The organism is Acinetobacter sp. ANC 3882 (assembly GCF_022549545.1).
Classification (GTDB): domain Bacteria; phylum Pseudomonadota; class Gammaproteobacteria; order Pseudomonadales; family Moraxellaceae; genus Acinetobacter.
In genome coordinates this window covers 23,530-39,480 of sequence record NZ_JAKZGB010000010.1, presented here as the reverse complement: position 1 = coordinate 39,480, position 15,951 = coordinate 23,530, and the positions used below count along the sequence as shown (strand labels likewise).

The window sequence follows — 15,951 nt, the reverse complement described above, 5'->3', positions numbered from 1 at the left end:
CCCAGTGAATTAATTATTTGCAGGCATGGCCGCTTTTACATCATTCACAATATTAACGATATTATCTGAATATGCTGTTCCATGATCCCAATTTGGATTAGTCATATACTGTAGTTTAGAACCTTTACTTTGCGCCAAAGCAACTAATGCATCAGTTGCATCTTTAGGAACAGTCGTATCTTTTGCACCTTGATAAATCACTACAGGTTGATTCAACTTTACTTGCGCAGGTTGAGAATCAGTTTCTAAGAACGTTTTTACCACCGAAAGCCCCATAAAATTAGTCTGCGTTCTAGGATAACCATCTAGACTATTATTATGGCTTGCAGCATAAATCCCCATTCCTTGGACAAAGGCTTGACCTAAACCCTGGTTACCTCCGGCACATAAACTTTCAGCTTTACTTGCAATATCATCAGTTGGAACTTTAAACACATCTCGATAAGTTAAAACAGATGTACTATTTCTAAGCCCAGCTGTGATCAGTGCTGTATATGTATCCAACTGCGCATACATTGCAATTTTTTGCTCGAGTGGCGCATTCTCCACAGCTTTCTCACCATTCACTAAGATTGCAGCTAAATTAGAAGCAGGTGCAACAGCAACCGTGCCTTTATAATCAAGCTTGGCGCGACTTTCATATTGTGCTGCCCCCAATGCTGCTTGCCCACCTTGAGAATGCCCGACCGTCATCCATTGACGTGATACAAACTTACCTTGTCCCATCAAGTATGATCGTGCAGCAACTACTGCATCGGTAATAGAATAGGCTTCACTTTTTAGGTTCAAGAATGGGTGTAGCTCTCTCCCACTTGGTTCACCCAACCCTTCATAATCAGGCGCAACCACAACATAACCTGCTGTCAAAAGTTGACTGATCATGCTCTGAATATCAAAATTGGTTGCATTACGGCTTGGCGCACATTGATCAGCAACACCCGTTGTTCCATGTGCCCAAACAACAATTTTCCAACCACCTACTGGTACTGGTCCACCTGGCACAAATAGCAGGCTCGTTGCCATGGTTTCTTTGCCATTCTGCCCCAACATTTTATAAGTCATTACTGAGCTTTCAGCAGCAACAGCACTGAAGTCAGTCTTGGTATAGGCAACAGGAATACCAACCACAGGATTCTTAATATTATTTTCTGGAATACCTGGCTTCGGTACAAAAGAAATATCGTCATCACCATCACCACAAGCTGTTAGCAACAAGCTTGAACTTAACAATGTAACCGTTAATAATTTCATATTCATGTCATGTTTCCCTGATTTTTATCATTTTCATTTTAATACTTAGCATTTCTTTTACTAAGGCAATTACTTCCATAAGAATGCGCTTAATATCAAATTGTTCAAGTATTTTTTTATTTTGCTGCTTATTTATTCAAACTTATGACCAAATTTATAAAAAAATAAAACTGATGCGATCTCATTCAACACAGCTTGCTGTTGATTTCTTGTAAGATAGTCAAACTCTCAACTCAAGCTAGGTCAACTTTATGCAAGCAATCATCTTAGATACTGAAACACATACGCTAAATGGTTTGCCAATTGAAATTGCTTATGCCCCAATTGAAATTGAAAACGGAAAATTAAGTCTCGATAAAAAACAAATTTTTGATCAGCTTTATCAAGTGGGGCAACCCATCTCTTTCGCTGCAATGGCGGTACATCATATTTTAGAGTCAGATCTCATTGATCAACCTTTTTATAATGAGTTTCAGCTTCCTTCTAAGACCACTTATATCATTGGACATAATGTTGACTACGATATTGCAGCTATTGCGCGTTGTGGTGTTGACACCTCCAAATTAAAACCAATTTGTACCTTGGCTTTAGCACGTCGTGTTTGGGAAGATGCCGAAGCGCATAACATTTCAGCCTTGATTTACTTGATTTCAAAAGGCAGTGACAAAGCACGTGAAATGCTCAAAGGTGCACATCGTGCAGATGCAGATATTATCCTGACTGCGAATATCTTGATGCACATCATCCATCAACTTAACATTCAAGATATTGAACAACTTTATATTGCTTCAGAAGAAGCGCGTATTCCCAAAACGATTACCTTTGGCAAACACAAAGGTACAGCCATTCAAGACCTCCCTGCTGACTATATTCAATGGCTGATGCGTCAGGATGATCTTGACCCATATTTACGCAAAGCCTTAGAAGCAAAACTAGTAAAATAAAGGATTAAGTTCTCAGTTTGTAAGTTATTTGCCAGTTACTTTAAACAAGGCGATGATATTTAATAATTTGTTAACATAATTGTCATTTTTTAACCTTATCTTAATCTCCGTCTAGATCTTGATTGGGGGAGATTAAGAGATGTCACATTTTTTTAAAACAGAGCTGGGGCAAACTGCCTTACAAGAACGTAGTATTGCACTGACTGCGCGTCAACGTCGTTTATTGCTTTTAATTGATCATGAAGACTTCAAAGAACTGGATCAAGACTATAAGGAAAGGATTGCACCCACGGAGTTGGTTCAGCAACTGATTGATATGGGATTGTTAGCAAAACAAGTAACGCCTATCCTTAGTAAAGAAAGTATAGAGCCAGAACAAAAAAATAATGATTCCAAAACTGCATCAACACCTGCTGCTGTACAAGAAACTGCAGCCTTTGCACCAATATCTATTAATCCTGAAGTGCAAATCGAGCCTGAAATCATTGAGCTAGAGAAACTTCCTTTTGTAGAAATTCAACAAGTGATGATTCAAACACTCACCACGTATTGTGGTCTAATGGCTCGCCCTTTAGTACAAAAGATTCAATCGATTAGCTCGCTACAACAACTTAAAGCCTGTCAAATGCAATGGATTACTTCATTACAAGAATCACGAATTCCGCCAAGCCAATTGAACCAAACGCTGAAATTAATCAATTATTCAGTGCAGCATTTATAAGGAAAACTCACTGCTAAATAAATGTTGAACTATTTTTTTATAAAATTGAGCTGGAATAAAATATAATTTTGCTAAGTACAAACACATCTCGTTAAATTATCGCTTCACGCTTATGAGAATTTAAATACTGTAAGAATAGCAATACAATATCATCATGGTTTATCAAAGTTATGTGATAAGTGACTTATAACAAGCAAAAAGCATGCTATATTTATCTTTTATTGAATGAACATATCAAAGCGAATGTTCTTAACATCTTTAACAGAAAGTAAATTTTATGATCGAAATACGCGAAGTTGATAAAGACAATTGCTTCGATGTCTGTGAATTAACCAGCAATAAAGATGGCGTGGGAACAATCTTTGAAGATTTTATATGCTGTAATGCAATTTCTCTTACTGAATCTAAATTTTATCCAGAATGTAAACCTAAAGCTTTATATGATAATGAAACTTTAATTGGCTTTCTTATGTATAAGCAATTTCCATCTTGTGCAACTGAAATAGAAGTATGTCGTTTTATGATTGACCATAAATTTCTAGGTAAAGGATATGGTCGAAAAGCTTTTGCATCTATCTTAGAGTTTTTCACGCGTGAAGGAATTGAAACGGTAAATATTATGATTGATGATCACAATATCATTGCCAAAAAACTATATGTATCTTTCGGCTTTACCTTCACGGGCAAAGTCCTAAAAGATGAATATTATTATCAACTCAGGTTTTAACTAAAGGCATGAAAAAAGTTGATGATTTCATTCATGCTGAATTGATCCAGCAACAAATACCTGGGATTGCCATTGGTATCTTTCACAATGGACAGCCATTGCATTTACAAGGATATGGTTCAGCCAATATTGAACATCATATCCCTGTCACAATAAAAACCGTTTTTCAATCTGCCTCTATTGGAAAAATGTTTACTGCTATGGCGGTGATGTTGCTCGTTGAAGATAAAAAGATCATGCTTGATCAATCAATCACATCCTATCTGCCTTCAGCTCCTCACAACTGGCAAGCAATTACGATTCGACATTTACTTACCCATACATCTGGTATGGGTGCAGTTGAGATAGATACACAACAAGAATTTACTGATGATGAATATCTAGATCAATACTATGCAGCAACAATGGAGTTTTTGCCCGGTGAACGCTGGTCATATAGTAATTCAGGCTATTCAACCTTGGGCTTTATCCTGAATAAAGTTGCAGAAAAACACTATGGGGATATCTTAAAAGAACGTGTTTTTATTCCAGCAGGTATGAACAGCGCTCGTATAATCAGTGATGCTGATATTGTTTTACACCGATCAGCAGGTTATGAATATCTTCATGGAGAATTAAAAAATCAACCATGGGTTTCTAAATCTGCCAATACCCTAGCAGAAGGTTCACTCTATTTATCTTTGGAAGACTACTTAAAATGGGATCGTATTGTAGCCACTAGAGCTCTTCTATCTAAAGATTCTTGGGAACAAATCTTAAGTCCTGTAGAGTTGATTAATGGTCAATGCTACCCCTATGGTTTTGGTTGGGACTTAAACCACACTCAAGAAAACACGTTATTGATTGGTCATGAAGGTTCATGGCAAGGGTTTCGAACAGCACTGCTTCGTTATGATCATGAGGGAATTACCTTCGTAGTATTAGCAAATGCAAGTCATGCAAATGTAGGAAACATATTAAAGGGTATAGCGGAGCGATTCGCCCCCTCTTTTAAGCAGAATAAGGATGAAATAATTTTCGATGAATATCCCTCACTAACATCAGCATTAGTAAATGAGCTACATCTCATCACAAATCAAAAAAAAATTGAAAAAGTAGAAACCAATATCACACTACATGCCTTAATAGATTTGCTACAAACAATCATCAAAGTAAAAGTAATAAAACAACTCTATTTAATTCATGATCAACCCAATGGTGATCATTTAGACCGTGTTTATAAAATCAAATTTAAAACTAAGGTACTGACGCTATATTCAAGTTTTAACATGACTAGAATGAGTCTTCATTCCATTTTTATTTATATTGAAGAGTAAACTTTATAAGAGAGAATAAAGGCGTTTAAATTCTAATCATCTCTCCATATTTCTACATCTTAGTCTTAGGTAATTTTTTTAAATCTAACTTCCCAAAAAATGCAGACCACCAATCAATGATTTACTTCCTTTAAATTAAGTAAATCAGCTATCTGATTGTTTTAATGTGAATTTAATTACGTTATTGGTTAAGAAAAGTAAGTTGTTAGGGCATTTCTACGGTAACTTTTTTGAGTAATTTAAAGCTTACCGCAAGTTATACCGCATTGAATGCGGTAACCAATGAGAAAGCGAGAGAGGACTTGATAATAAATTAAAAAAAGAATTGTTGTATTGCAATGGTTTTGAGATGTTATGAGAAACAATGATAATAGTTCTGGTGCGCTCAGCGGGACTCGAACCCACGCCACAGGCTTCGGAGACCTGTACTCTATCCAGTTGAGCTATGAGCGCATGCGAGCCACATCATAGGCAAAAAACACATATAGGTAAATACATCTCAGCAAACAAAAATGTTTCTTGTCTATTAAAACAACAATTTTCATCCTATAAAACTATCTAATTACTTTTGAACAGAATAATCGTAGAAAAGTTGAGTTGCTGACTTTAAAAGACAGCTGAAGATTCAACGTTCTGTTTTTAACACGCCATAAACCTATTTTTCTACTTGGTTTATTTTTTCATATCGCTCAAAATACGCGTTCTATTTAACAACGTGAGACGTTTATGACTGATGCTTTGGTGTTGAGCGATTTGTCCAAAACCTATCGTAATGGTTTTCAGGCGTTAAAAGGGATTGACCTTACCGTTCCTGAAGGCGAATTCTATGCATTGTTAGGACCTAATGGTGCAGGCAAATCAACCACGATCAGTATCATTAGCTCTTTAACCAAAAAAACATCTGGTTCAGTTGAAATTTTTGGGCATAACTTAGATACCCATCCTTCACATGCAAAACAATGTCTTGGCGTTGTTCCTCAAGAATTTAACTTTGGTCAATTCGAAAAAACTTTCGATATTCTAGTAACTCAAGCGGGTTATTACGGCATTCCCAAAAAACTGGCTGAGCAACGTGCTGAGCATTATCTAGAAAAATTAGGTTTATGGGAAAAACGTAATATTCAATCACGCATGCTTTCTGGTGGTATGAAACGCCGTTTAATGATTGCCCGTGCCATGATGCATGAACCGAAGTTGCTGATTCTAGATGAACCGACTGCAGGCGTAGATATCGAACTCCGTCGTTCGATGTGGGACTTCCTGACAGAAATGAATGAGAACGGTACGTCCATTATTTTGACTACACACTATCTAGAAGAAGCAGAAATGCTGTGTCGTCGTATTGCAATTATTGACCGTGGCGTGATTAAAGAAGATACCTCCATGAAAGGTTTCCTCAATCAACTGAATGAAGAATCATTTATTTGTGATTTAGCTGAACCAATCGACTCATTTGACCTGAATATCATTGGTTTCAAATTTAATTTGATTGACCCAGTAACATTGGAAGTCACAATGGATAAAGCGCATAGCATGAATGACCTATTCTTGTTATTACAGTCGCAGAATATCCAAGTCAGCAGTATGCGTAATAAATCCAATCGCTTAGAAGAATTATTCGTGAAAATGGTCGAAAAAAACCTTGCAGGAGCGAATGAATGAACTTCAGTCAATTAAAAACTGCCCTTTGGACTTTAGTTATTAAAGAAATTCGTCGTTTTATGCGAATCTGGCCACAAACCTTGCTTCCACCTGCCATTACCATGAGTTTGTATTTTGTGATCTTCGGGAATCTGGTGGGTTCACGCATTGGCGAAATGGGTGGCTTTAGCTATATGCAATTCATTGTGCCAGGCTTGATCATGATGGCAGTCATTACCAACAGTTATGCCAACGTTTCTTCAAGTTTCTTTAGTGCAAAATTCCAGAAAAGTATTGAAGAATTGATTATGAGTCCCGTGCCATTACATTTAATCCTGTGGGGTTACGTAATTGGTGGTGTGAGCCGTGGTGTACTGGTTGGCTTAATTGTGACCATAATGAGCTTATTCTTTACCCATTTAGAAATTTATAATTTATTTGTGACGATATATACCGTCATTATTACGTCATTATTATTTTCTCTGGGTGGCTTTATTAATGCCGTGTATGCGAAGTCATTCGATGATATTTCAATTATCCCGACTTTCGTATTGACCCCACTCACCTATTTAGGTGGTGTGTTCTATGCTATCAGTGCACTCAGCCCTTTTTGGCAAAATGTCTCTTTAGTTAACCCAATTGTATATATGGTCAATGCCTTCCGTTTTGGTATTTTAGGTCATAGCGATGTCAATGTTTCTTTGTCACTTGGCATTGTGACCATGTGCTGTGTTGTCCTCTATGCAATTGCATATCATTTATTAGCTCGTGGTTCAGGAATGCGTGAATGAGTGTTGAACATTCTTTATTGGGTAAAGATACCCAATACCCTACCCAATATCAGCCAGAAGTTTTATTTCCAATTGCCCGTGCTGAATCTCGTCAACAATATGCACATATTGAAGGGATTACTCAGGGCAAAGACTGGTGGCATGTTTTTGAAATTTCATGGTTGAATTCAATTGGTTTACCACAAGTTGCGATTGGCCGTTTAACACTACCAGCCAGCTCGCCAAACTTAATTGAATCGAAGTCACTTAAACTCTATTTCAATGGTATGAATTTCACCCAATTTGAATCTCAGCAGAGCTTTGTTGAAACCGTTGAACGTGATTTATCGAATGCTGCGGGTGCAAAGGTTGAACTGCAACTGTTCCAAGTCGATGATTTAGCGATTTCTAAACCTCAAGGAATTTGTATCGATGATCTAATTCCTGAGCGTTTATCAGAGCACCCTGACTCAACTTTGTTGCAATTAGATGCAACAGTCGAAGATGAGGCTGAAATCGAGCTGTACTCGCATTTATTGAGAAGTAATTGTCCTGTGACTGGGCAACCCGATTGGGGCACGGTTTTTATTCGTTTACAAGGTAAAAAACCTTGTTATCGCAGCGTTTTAGCTTATATTATCTCGTACCGTCAGCATAATGGTTTCCATGAACAATGTGTTGAGCAAATATTTGCAGATATTTGGCAACTGCTGAAACCAGAAAAACTGATGGTCTATGCAACTTATACTCGTCGTGGGGGCTTGGATATTAACCCGTGCCGAGTATCTGATTTGTCATGGATGCCCGAGCCAATTCGCTTGGCACGACAATAAAACGAATAAATTTGATATAGAGGACGTTCTTCAATGACCAGTTATTTCGGGATTCTTCCGTCAGCAAGTTTGAGTCAGGACATTCAACTTGCACAAGCCAATCGTGACAGTAAAGAGCCACAATACCCTTTACGTGACAAAATTTCTCTACAGCTTACTGATGAGTTAATTGACACCATGTTGGTTCACTTGGTTCAACAATTTCCACCAAGTGACAAACGAGATACCACCGAAGGACTTGCGATTAAAATTCGCGGCATTGTTGAAACCTTAATGAAGCAACTATTAGGCAAGGCTTCAAACGAGCAAGTACTTGAATCATTAGCATTCATGGAAAAAAGCCTGTTTATAGATAATGAAGGTAAACAACGTATTGGTACAGCGTTACCCGACAGCCTTGTAAACGATATGAAAAAGAGCTTTGCTGAAGTTGCAGCTGGAAATGGTAAAGAACAACGTGATGCTTTGACAAAACAGTTCAAATCATTTGCTGATGCATTGACTCACCACTTTATGACTGAATACAACAAGACCCTTGGTCTAGGTATGGTCAAACGTGGCGTTGCCAGTGTTGCAACCAGTGGCGTTGAAACAGCAGTTCATATCGTCATTAAGAAATTGATTCCGAGCTTGAGCCAAGTTGAACTCGAAGTATTTACTAAGCACTTCGATCAGTTATTGGTACAAAAATAAGTTTTATCTCATGCGAAAGCGACGATTGCAAAATCGTCGCTTTTTTTATGCCAAATTAATCCCTTATAAATGTCACAATTTCTAAATTTGCATTGTCTAAATCAGCGTTTATGTTAGCATTCGCGAAGCGTTGATTTACCTGATTTAGAATCGCATGTCTCCAAGCCCACAATACAAATTTTTACGTCAAGCACCTCGGGATGGCTTAAGCACAGCCAATCACCCTTCTCGTTGGCAACAACTACACCTTGATCCTTGGCTGTGCCTATTTTTAGTGCTCAATGCCACACTGGGTTTGACTGTTTTATACAGCGCTTCAGCACAAGATGTAGGACTCGTGACCAAACAAGCCATCAGCTTTGGAATTGGTTTTGTGGTGATGTTCAGTTTGGCTCAGATTCCACCCAAAGTTTATCAGGCATTTTCACCCTACTTTTATGTGTTTGGTGTGTTATCACTGCTTGCTGTTGTGGTTTTTGGTGAAGTTCGTATGGGTGCACAGCGTTGGATCGATATTCCAGGCTTTGGTAGTGTGCAGCCCAGTGAGTTTATGAAAATCGGTATGCCAATGATGGTGGCTTGGTTCCTGTCACGCAAGGCATTACCACCAAGCTTCTCTCAAGTCATTCTATCCTTAATGCTGATTGTGGTGCCTTTTCTACTCATTGCAGAACAACCTGACTTAGGTACTTCCTTACTGGTACTTGCGAGCGGTATTTTTGTACTTTTCCTGAGTGGCCTCTCTTGGAAATTGATCGCAGGTGCAGCAGGCGTTGCAGGGATTATTATTCCAATTGCATGGGAGTTCTTACTACACGACTATCAACGTCAACGTGTTTTAACTTTATTTAACCCAGAAGCGGATGCGCTAGGAACAGGCTGGAACATTATTCAATCTAAGACAGCGATTGGCTCTGGCGGTTTTTCAGGTAAAGGCTTTTTAGAGGGAACCCAATCCCATCTACACTTTTTACCCGAAGGTCATACTGACTTTATTATTGCCGCCTATTCGGAAGAATTTGGCTTGATTGGTGTCACCCTACTGATCCTACTTTATTGTGCAATTATTTTCAGAACATTCCAAATTGGCCTACAAAGCTTCCATAACTATGGTCGTTTGGTTGCAGGCGCCTTTGGTTTGTCATTTTTTGTTTATGTATTTGTAAATGCAGGCATGGTCAGTGGTATTTTACCTGTGGTAGGTGTGCCTTTGCCGTTCATGAGTTATGGTGGAACTGCAATTATTACTCTTATGTCAACTTTTGGACTGGTTATGTCTATTCATACACATCGATAATGAGGAATTTTATAAACTTATGTTTCTTCCTACTTTAAATAAAACTTTTAAATTTTTAACTTTAAGCGCTGGTTTATTCTTGAGCAGTAATTGGGCACAAGCAAATGAATTTTATAACCATCCTAATTACTTTGCGTTTAAACAAAAAGCAATGACGACCTATGGCTTAAGCAGCGAGCAAATTGATGCAGCCATGAGCGGTGCACGCAATTTACCCAATATCTTGAACATCATGACACGTCCTGGTGAAAGCAAGCCTTGGTATCAATATCGCTCGATGTTTTTAGTCGAAGGCACCATTCAACGTGGTGCACGTTTTAAAAGTCAGTATGAAGATGTACTGAATCGCGCTGAGCAGCAATATGGTGTCCCTAAATCTGTGATTCTCGGCATTTTAGGCGTAGAGACTGGCTATGGCGCCAATAAAGGTTCATTCATCACTAGAGATGCCTTAGCAACGCTTGCATTCGGTTACCCTCGTCGTGCTGACTATTTTAGTGACGAATTAGCAGCTTTGATTTCGTGGACGTATAAAGAAGGTTATCCAACCAACAGTATTGTCGGTTCATATGCGGGTGCCATTGGTTATCCTCAATTTATGCCAAGTAATATTCAAAAACTTGGTGTGGACTATGATGGCAATGGTCATATCGATTTAAGAAACTCTGCAGCTGATGCCATTGGTTCAATTGCTAACTATTTAGCTCAACATGGTTGGGAACGTGATCGCCCAATTGGCTTCCTTGCTCGCTATTTAGGTAATAACCCAGATAGCATCATTGCGAAAGATTTGACCCAGCCAGTTCCTTATGGTGAATTGAAAAAATTGGGAGTGGCACCAATTGACCCATTGGTAAAAATTGATGACCTAGATTTAGTCAATGTCATTCAATTACAAGATCAATTTGGTCCAATTTACTATATTACTTATCCAAATTTCCAAGTCATTACGACCTACAACAAAAGCCGCATGTATGCGACAGCTGTATGGTTATTGGGTACAGAAGTGGCTAGCCGATAGGCTAGCTTTTTTACAACATTATGAAAAGTCAATAAATTTTTTATTTAAAAAGTACATATATTCAGCAAAACTCATAAATTGTTACAATATTGATTATTTTTTAACCTGAAACTGTAAGTTTTTGCCCTTTTTGTAACTATTTATCGTTAAAGACTAGACACACTTCGTAAGCGATGAATATTATCGCCCCAAGTTAAAAGTAATTGCAAAAGTGAATAATTAGACATGTGCACTATATTTCAAGGTTTTATTGAAATAGAAAAGCATGTTCTCTAGGAGTTTATACAATGCAGTTTTCGCTAAAATATATTCTAGCGCTGACGGCAGGCTTAAGTTTAAGCCCGTTACATGCTGAAATGGTACAGTCTTCATCATTAACCAATGATGTGGAAGGTTCTAATTTGGCTGCCCGCGTACTAAGCAAAGATTCTCAAAATTTTAATTCTCGTTTTTCAAACGTTAATAGTCTTTCAATCACTGAGAGTTCTGGTGACAAAGTACGTCGCCAAACGATCGCTGCGAAGATCGATATCCCAGCAGAAGAGCCTTCAGTGATTGAAAAACTGAATACTGTTGCTTCGAACACCGTTCGTAAATTCAGCCAAAATGGCGTTGCATCGTGGTATGGTCGTCAATTCCATGGTCGCAAAACAGCAAGCGGTGAAACATTCGATATGAATGCTATGACTGCTGCACACCGTAGCCTTCCTTTGAACTGTTATATCCGTGTGACAAACAAAGACAATGGTAAAAGTGTTGTTGTAAAAGTTAATGATCGTGGTCCATTCCATGGTAACCGTGTTCTAGACTTATCTTATGGTGCTGCAAAGCAACTGGGTATGTCTAACTCAGGTACAGGTAACGTGAGCATTGAACGTGTTGATGGTCCTAACTCTTAATCGTTAAGACGTCACACTCAAAAAAGTCGCCTAGTGCGGCTTTTTTTATTTTTGTCGGTTCCAGTTTTTAATCCTTTACGCCCTATTCTTTTCTTCGGTATATTGAAGCAAGAAAAATGAATATCGCAAGGAGAGCAATGTGAAATCGATTGATGAATGGTTTGATGAATATAGTGACAGTCACCAGAACCAAACCAATAAAAAAATCCATTGGGTCTGCGTCCCAGCTATCCTTTTTTCAATTATCGGTATTCTGGCTCACTTTAGTACCTTGCTGACTGCATTGCTTCTAGTATTAACCCTTGTCTTTTATGCCCGTTTAGATATTGTTTTAGCCGTGGCGATGGCAGCGTTATTAGCAGTAATGGCGTGGTTAATTGTGATCTTGCCAGTAGGCGTTGGATTTTATATCGGTGTTTTTGTGATTGCGTGGATTGGGCAATTTTATGGGCATAAAGTTGAAGGCAAGAAACCTTCTTTCTTTAAAGATCTACAATTCCTCCTAATTGGCCCTGTATGGTGCATGGACGCTTATTTGGCTAAAGTCCTACCTAAATGGAAAATTCGTCAAAAATTGGCGATTACAGGCTAATTTAGCGCATATCATGCAAGTAACTGACCAAGGGGAAATGTTATTGATACATTTTCCCTTTATATTTGAGCCACCCATCAATATGTTTTCCACGCGGATCATGATGAGTCCAATGAATGACACCGCCCTTTTGGCTGTATTCATATTCACCATAAAACTCAACGGTCTCGCCTTTTTTAAGCCCCTCAATTCTTGGTGCCAAATCGATATTGTGTGCAATCAGAACGGTTAAACCATTCTCTAGTTTAAGAATCATTTTCTGGTGTCTTGAGCCTTCATTGTCATCCGGCAAAATTGCTTTCACAACACCTTGCGCTTGGACTTGCACATTACTGCGTTGTTGTTGATAAGCTTGCATGATCTTATGTTGATCATCAACAGCTACACTGCGACTCGTATTCGACGTTTGAGAATTACTGCTTGTATTTTGTTTTTGCTTAAAATCAAAACCTAAATAAGCAGCAACCAGCAAGACGATAGCAACAATCATCAGATTATTTTTTTGATTTTTCATACTTACCTATTATTTAGTCCAAGATAGCAAAATGCCAATCGAGTTGATTGGCATTTTGATCATACAATGTCTCTATGGCTTAGAACAAACGATTCATACCATTTAAAGCCGCAACACGATACGCTTCAGCCATCGTTGGATAGTTGAATGTAGTTTCTACGAAATACTTCAAGGTATTGTTTGGACTGTGCATGACCACTTGCCCAATGTGAATAATCTCTGCCGCATTGTTACCAAAACAGTGAATCCCCAACACCTCTAAAGTATCACGATTGAACAGGATCTTTAATTCACCGACGGTATCACCCGTAATCTGTGCACGAGCCAAATGACGGAAAGATGCTTGTCCCACTTCGTAAGGTACTTTTTCTTCAGTCAGTTCTTGCTCAGTCTTACCAATCGAAGAAATCTCTGGAATGGTATAAATCCCTGTTGGTACATCACGGATTGGCTTCACATTTTTCTCACCAACCATATTTGCACCCGCGCAACGACCTTGGTCATACGCAGCCGAAGCAAGTGAAGGCCAACCAATCACATCGCCAGCAGCAAAAATATTTTCTGCTTCGGTTTGATATTGATCATTCACCATCAATTGGCCACGACCATTCGGTACTAAGCCCACATTTTCTAAACCAAGTCCATCAGTATTCCCTGAACGACCATTACACCATAAGATCGCATCTGCTTTGATTTTCTTACCACTGAGCAAATGTAAAACCACATGATCATCAAAGGTCTCTAAACGATCAATTTGCTCATTGTGACGAATCAACACACCTTGCTCGCGTAAGTGATAAGACAAGGCATCTGCAATTTCATCATCAAGATAGCTTAAAAGCTTTTGCTGAGTGTTGATCAAATCAACTTTATGATCCAGACCGATGAAAATAGAAGCATATTCGCAACCAATAACACCTGCACCATAAATAATGATTTTCTGGATTGAATAATCAAGATCAAGAATCTTGTCTGAATCGAACACACGTGGGTGATTAAAATCTAAACCTTTGGGTTGATACGGACGACTACCCGTTGCAATCACAATTTGCTTGCAAATAATGGTGTCTTTAATACCATCCTGACCGAAAATCAATACAGTGTTTTTATCTTGGATATATGCGCGACCGTGAAAAACTTCGATCTTATTGCGATCGTAAAAACGTGTATGCGTATCAACTTGCTGTTGAATGACTTTGTGTGCATTACGTAGTACCTGTTTCATGGTGAATTGTTTCCACTCACCTACTTTTTGAAACATTGGGTCACGTTGATAACGAATGATACTTGAAACTGTTTGACGTAAAGCTTTACTTGGAATTGTTCCTACGTGCGCGCAGTTACCACCGAGTTGATCACGAACATCAACGATTGCAACACGTTTACCTGCTTTTGCAAGCTTCATTGCCGCGCCTTCGCCAGCTGGGCCAGAACCGAGAATTACTGCATCATATTTAACAATATTCCCACCAACGACCTCTTTCTTACGTGGCATTCAAAGCTCCTTTGTCTCTTAACCGTTTTTGCTTTATCTATGATAACCAATATGCAGCCAGATGATGTATTTCACAACTATATATTTTTATATATTTACATTTTCAAAATGAATACCACTTTTCATGCTTTCAAGCGTTAAATTTGACTATAATAACGGGATATCTCAAGTCAAAGGCTGTAGAACTTATATGTCTGAACACCGTAAACCTGAACAGGGTATAAAACTTCGTGGCGCGGAAAAAGTCGCGAGAATTCCTGTAAAAGTTATCCCTACGGTTGAAGTACCTCGCAAACCCGACTGGATTCGAGTCAAGATGACCGCTCCAGAAGAAGTTCAGCGTATCAAAACAACCTTGCGCTCGCAAAAACTACACACCGTATGTGAAGAAGCCGCTTGTCCTAACCTACCTGAATGTTTCGGTGGTGGTACAGCAACCTTCATGATTATGGGCGATATCTGTACACGTCGCTGTCCATTCTGTGACGTCGCACACGGCCGCCCAAATGCATTGGACCCAGACGAACCACGTCACATGGCAGAAACCATTTCAAATCTTGGTTTAAAATACGCCGTCATTACCTCGGTTGACCGTGATGACTTGTTAGATGGTGGTGCGCAACACTTTGTTGATTGTATCAAAGAAGCCCGTGTATTAAGTCCAAAAACATTGTTGGAAATTCTAGTACCCGACTTCCGTGGTCGTATGGATATTGCCTTACGCATCATGACTGAATGTCCACCAGATGTGTTCAACCACAACATTGAAACCGTACCGCGTTTATATAAAGCGATGCGCCCAGGTTCAGATTATCAGCATTCTTTAACTCTGTTAAAAATGTTTAAAGAATACTGCCCAGATGTACCGACTAAATGTGGTTTGATGGTGGGTATCGGTGAAACTGAAGAAGAAGTGATTGCCCTACTCGATGACCTTAGAGCTCATGATGTTGATTACATCACGATTGGTCAGTATTTACAGCCATCTAAACAACATGCACCAATTGACCGCTTTGTTACACCAGAAGAATTCGAGCGTTATGCAGAACATGGTCGTAAACTTGGTTTTAGAAATATCTGGTCTGCCCCAATGGTTCGCTCAAGCTACTTTGCTGATCGCCAATACCATGGTGAACCAGTACCAGCTGTACGTCGTAAAGTCGATCCTGCCAAGAAAATTGCCGTTCAAGCGATTGAAGCTTAACGTTTAACAGGCAATAAAAAACACCACAATTGT

The 15,951-nt window shown here is 38.8% G+C and carries 16 protein-coding genes and 1 tRNA gene; 13 read left to right on the top strand and 4 right to left on the bottom strand.

Annotated elements, in window-relative coordinates; translation table 11 throughout:
• Positions 1 to 9: 9 nt before the first annotated feature.
• On the bottom strand, positions 10 to 1,257 hold the full coding sequence (locus MMO42_RS15730) for an alpha/beta fold hydrolase (RefSeq protein WP_241321241.1): 1,248 nt from the start codon (positions 1,255 to 1,257) through the stop codon (positions 10 to 12).
• A gap of 245 nt (positions 1,258 to 1,502) precedes the next feature.
• Between MMO42_RS15730 and MMO42_RS15725 the strand changes: the two genes are divergently transcribed.
• The 4 genes from MMO42_RS15725 (at position 1,503) to MMO42_RS15710 (ending at position 4,959) form a co-directional block, all read left to right on the top strand.
• Positions 1,503 to 2,195, top strand: coding sequence for a DUF3820 family protein (locus MMO42_RS15725; RefSeq protein ID WP_241321240.1), 693 nt, complete (start codon positions 1,503 to 1,505; stop codon positions 2,193 to 2,195).
• Positions 2,196 to 2,334: 139 nt separating this feature from the next.
• Positions 2,335 to 2,916, top strand: a complete 582-nt coding sequence (locus MMO42_RS15720; protein ID WP_241321239.1) for a hypothetical protein — start codon at positions 2,335 to 2,337, stop codon at positions 2,914 to 2,916.
• Positions 2,917 to 3,193: 277 nt separating this feature from the next.
• Positions 3,194 to 3,643 (top strand): GNAT family N-acetyltransferase, encoded by a 450-nt coding sequence (locus MMO42_RS15715; RefSeq protein ID WP_241321238.1) that lies wholly within the window; start codon positions 3,194 to 3,196, stop codon positions 3,641 to 3,643.
• Positions 3,644 to 3,651: 8 nt separating this feature from the next.
• Positions 3,652 to 4,959, top strand: coding sequence for a beta-lactamase family protein (locus MMO42_RS15710; RefSeq protein ID WP_241321237.1), 1,308 nt, complete (start codon positions 3,652 to 3,654; stop codon positions 4,957 to 4,959).
• A gap of 377 nt (positions 4,960 to 5,336) precedes the next feature.
• Here MMO42_RS15710 and MMO42_RS15705 read toward each other — a convergent pair.
• Positions 5,337 to 5,412, bottom strand: a tRNA-Arg gene (locus MMO42_RS15705).
• Positions 5,413 to 5,685: 273 nt separating this feature from the next.
• Here MMO42_RS15705 and MMO42_RS15700 point away from each other — a divergent pair.
• From MMO42_RS15700 to MMO42_RS15665, 8 genes are all read left to right on the top strand, one after another.
• Entirely contained in the window at positions 5,686 to 6,621 is a 936-nt protein-coding gene (locus MMO42_RS15700; RefSeq protein WP_005294913.1) for an ABC transporter ATP-binding protein, read from the top strand.
• Positions 6,618 to 7,391, top strand: coding sequence for an ABC transporter permease (locus MMO42_RS15695; RefSeq protein ID WP_241321236.1), 774 nt, complete (start codon positions 6,618 to 6,620; stop codon positions 7,389 to 7,391). Before MMO42_RS15700 ends, MMO42_RS15695 begins: the two co-directional genes overlap by 4 nt.
• Complete coding sequence (gene queF, locus MMO42_RS15690) at positions 7,388 to 8,203, top strand: NADPH-dependent 7-cyano-7-deazaguanine reductase QueF (protein WP_241321235.1); 816 nt, start codon at positions 7,388 to 7,390, stop codon at positions 8,201 to 8,203. Before MMO42_RS15695 ends, queF begins: the two co-directional genes overlap by 4 nt.
• Positions 8,204 to 8,236: 33 nt before the next feature.
• Entirely contained in the window at positions 8,237 to 8,896 is a 660-nt protein-coding gene (locus MMO42_RS15685; protein WP_241321234.1) for a hypothetical protein, read from the top strand.
• A gap of 154 nt (positions 8,897 to 9,050) precedes the next feature.
• On the top strand, positions 9,051 to 10,193 hold the full coding sequence (gene rodA, locus MMO42_RS15680) for a rod shape-determining protein RodA (protein ID WP_005153833.1): 1,143 nt from the start codon (positions 9,051 to 9,053) through the stop codon (positions 10,191 to 10,193).
• A gap of 19 nt (positions 10,194 to 10,212) precedes the next feature.
• The gene (gene mltB, locus MMO42_RS15675; protein WP_241321233.1) at positions 10,213 to 11,214 is read left to right on the top strand and encodes a lytic murein transglycosylase B; all 1,002 of its coding nucleotides are present in this window, start codon (positions 10,213 to 10,215) and stop codon (positions 11,212 to 11,214) included.
• Positions 11,215 to 11,501: 287 nt separating this feature from the next.
• A complete protein-coding gene (locus MMO42_RS15670) occupies positions 11,502 to 12,113 on the top strand; it encodes a septal ring lytic transglycosylase RlpA family protein (protein ID WP_005187649.1) in 612 nt (203 codons plus the stop codon).
• Positions 12,114 to 12,252: 139 nt separating this feature from the next.
• Complete coding sequence (locus tag MMO42_RS15665) at positions 12,253 to 12,705, top strand: Mpo1-like protein (RefSeq protein ID WP_005294930.1); 453 nt, start codon at positions 12,253 to 12,255, stop codon at positions 12,703 to 12,705.
• A gap of 40 nt (positions 12,706 to 12,745) precedes the next feature.
• Here MMO42_RS15665 and MMO42_RS15660 read toward each other — a convergent pair whose 3' ends face one another.
• Entirely contained in the window at positions 12,746 to 13,219 is a 474-nt protein-coding gene (locus tag MMO42_RS15660) for a DUF3465 domain-containing protein (protein ID WP_241321232.1), read from the bottom strand.
• A 79-nt stretch (positions 13,220 to 13,298) separates the two neighbouring features.
• Positions 13,299 to 14,714: a Si-specific NAD(P)(+) transhydrogenase gene (sthA, locus tag MMO42_RS15655; protein WP_241321231.1), complete on the bottom strand. Its 1,416-nt coding sequence runs from the start codon at positions 14,712 to 14,714 to the stop codon at positions 13,299 to 13,301.
• Between the two features lie 190 nt (positions 14,715 to 14,904).
• Between sthA and lipA the strand changes: the two genes are divergently transcribed.
• Positions 14,905 to 15,918: a lipoyl synthase gene (lipA, locus tag MMO42_RS15650; RefSeq protein ID WP_241321230.1), complete on the top strand. Its 1,014-nt coding sequence runs from the start codon at positions 14,905 to 14,907 to the stop codon at positions 15,916 to 15,918.
• Positions 15,919 to 15,951 lie beyond the last annotated feature (33 nt).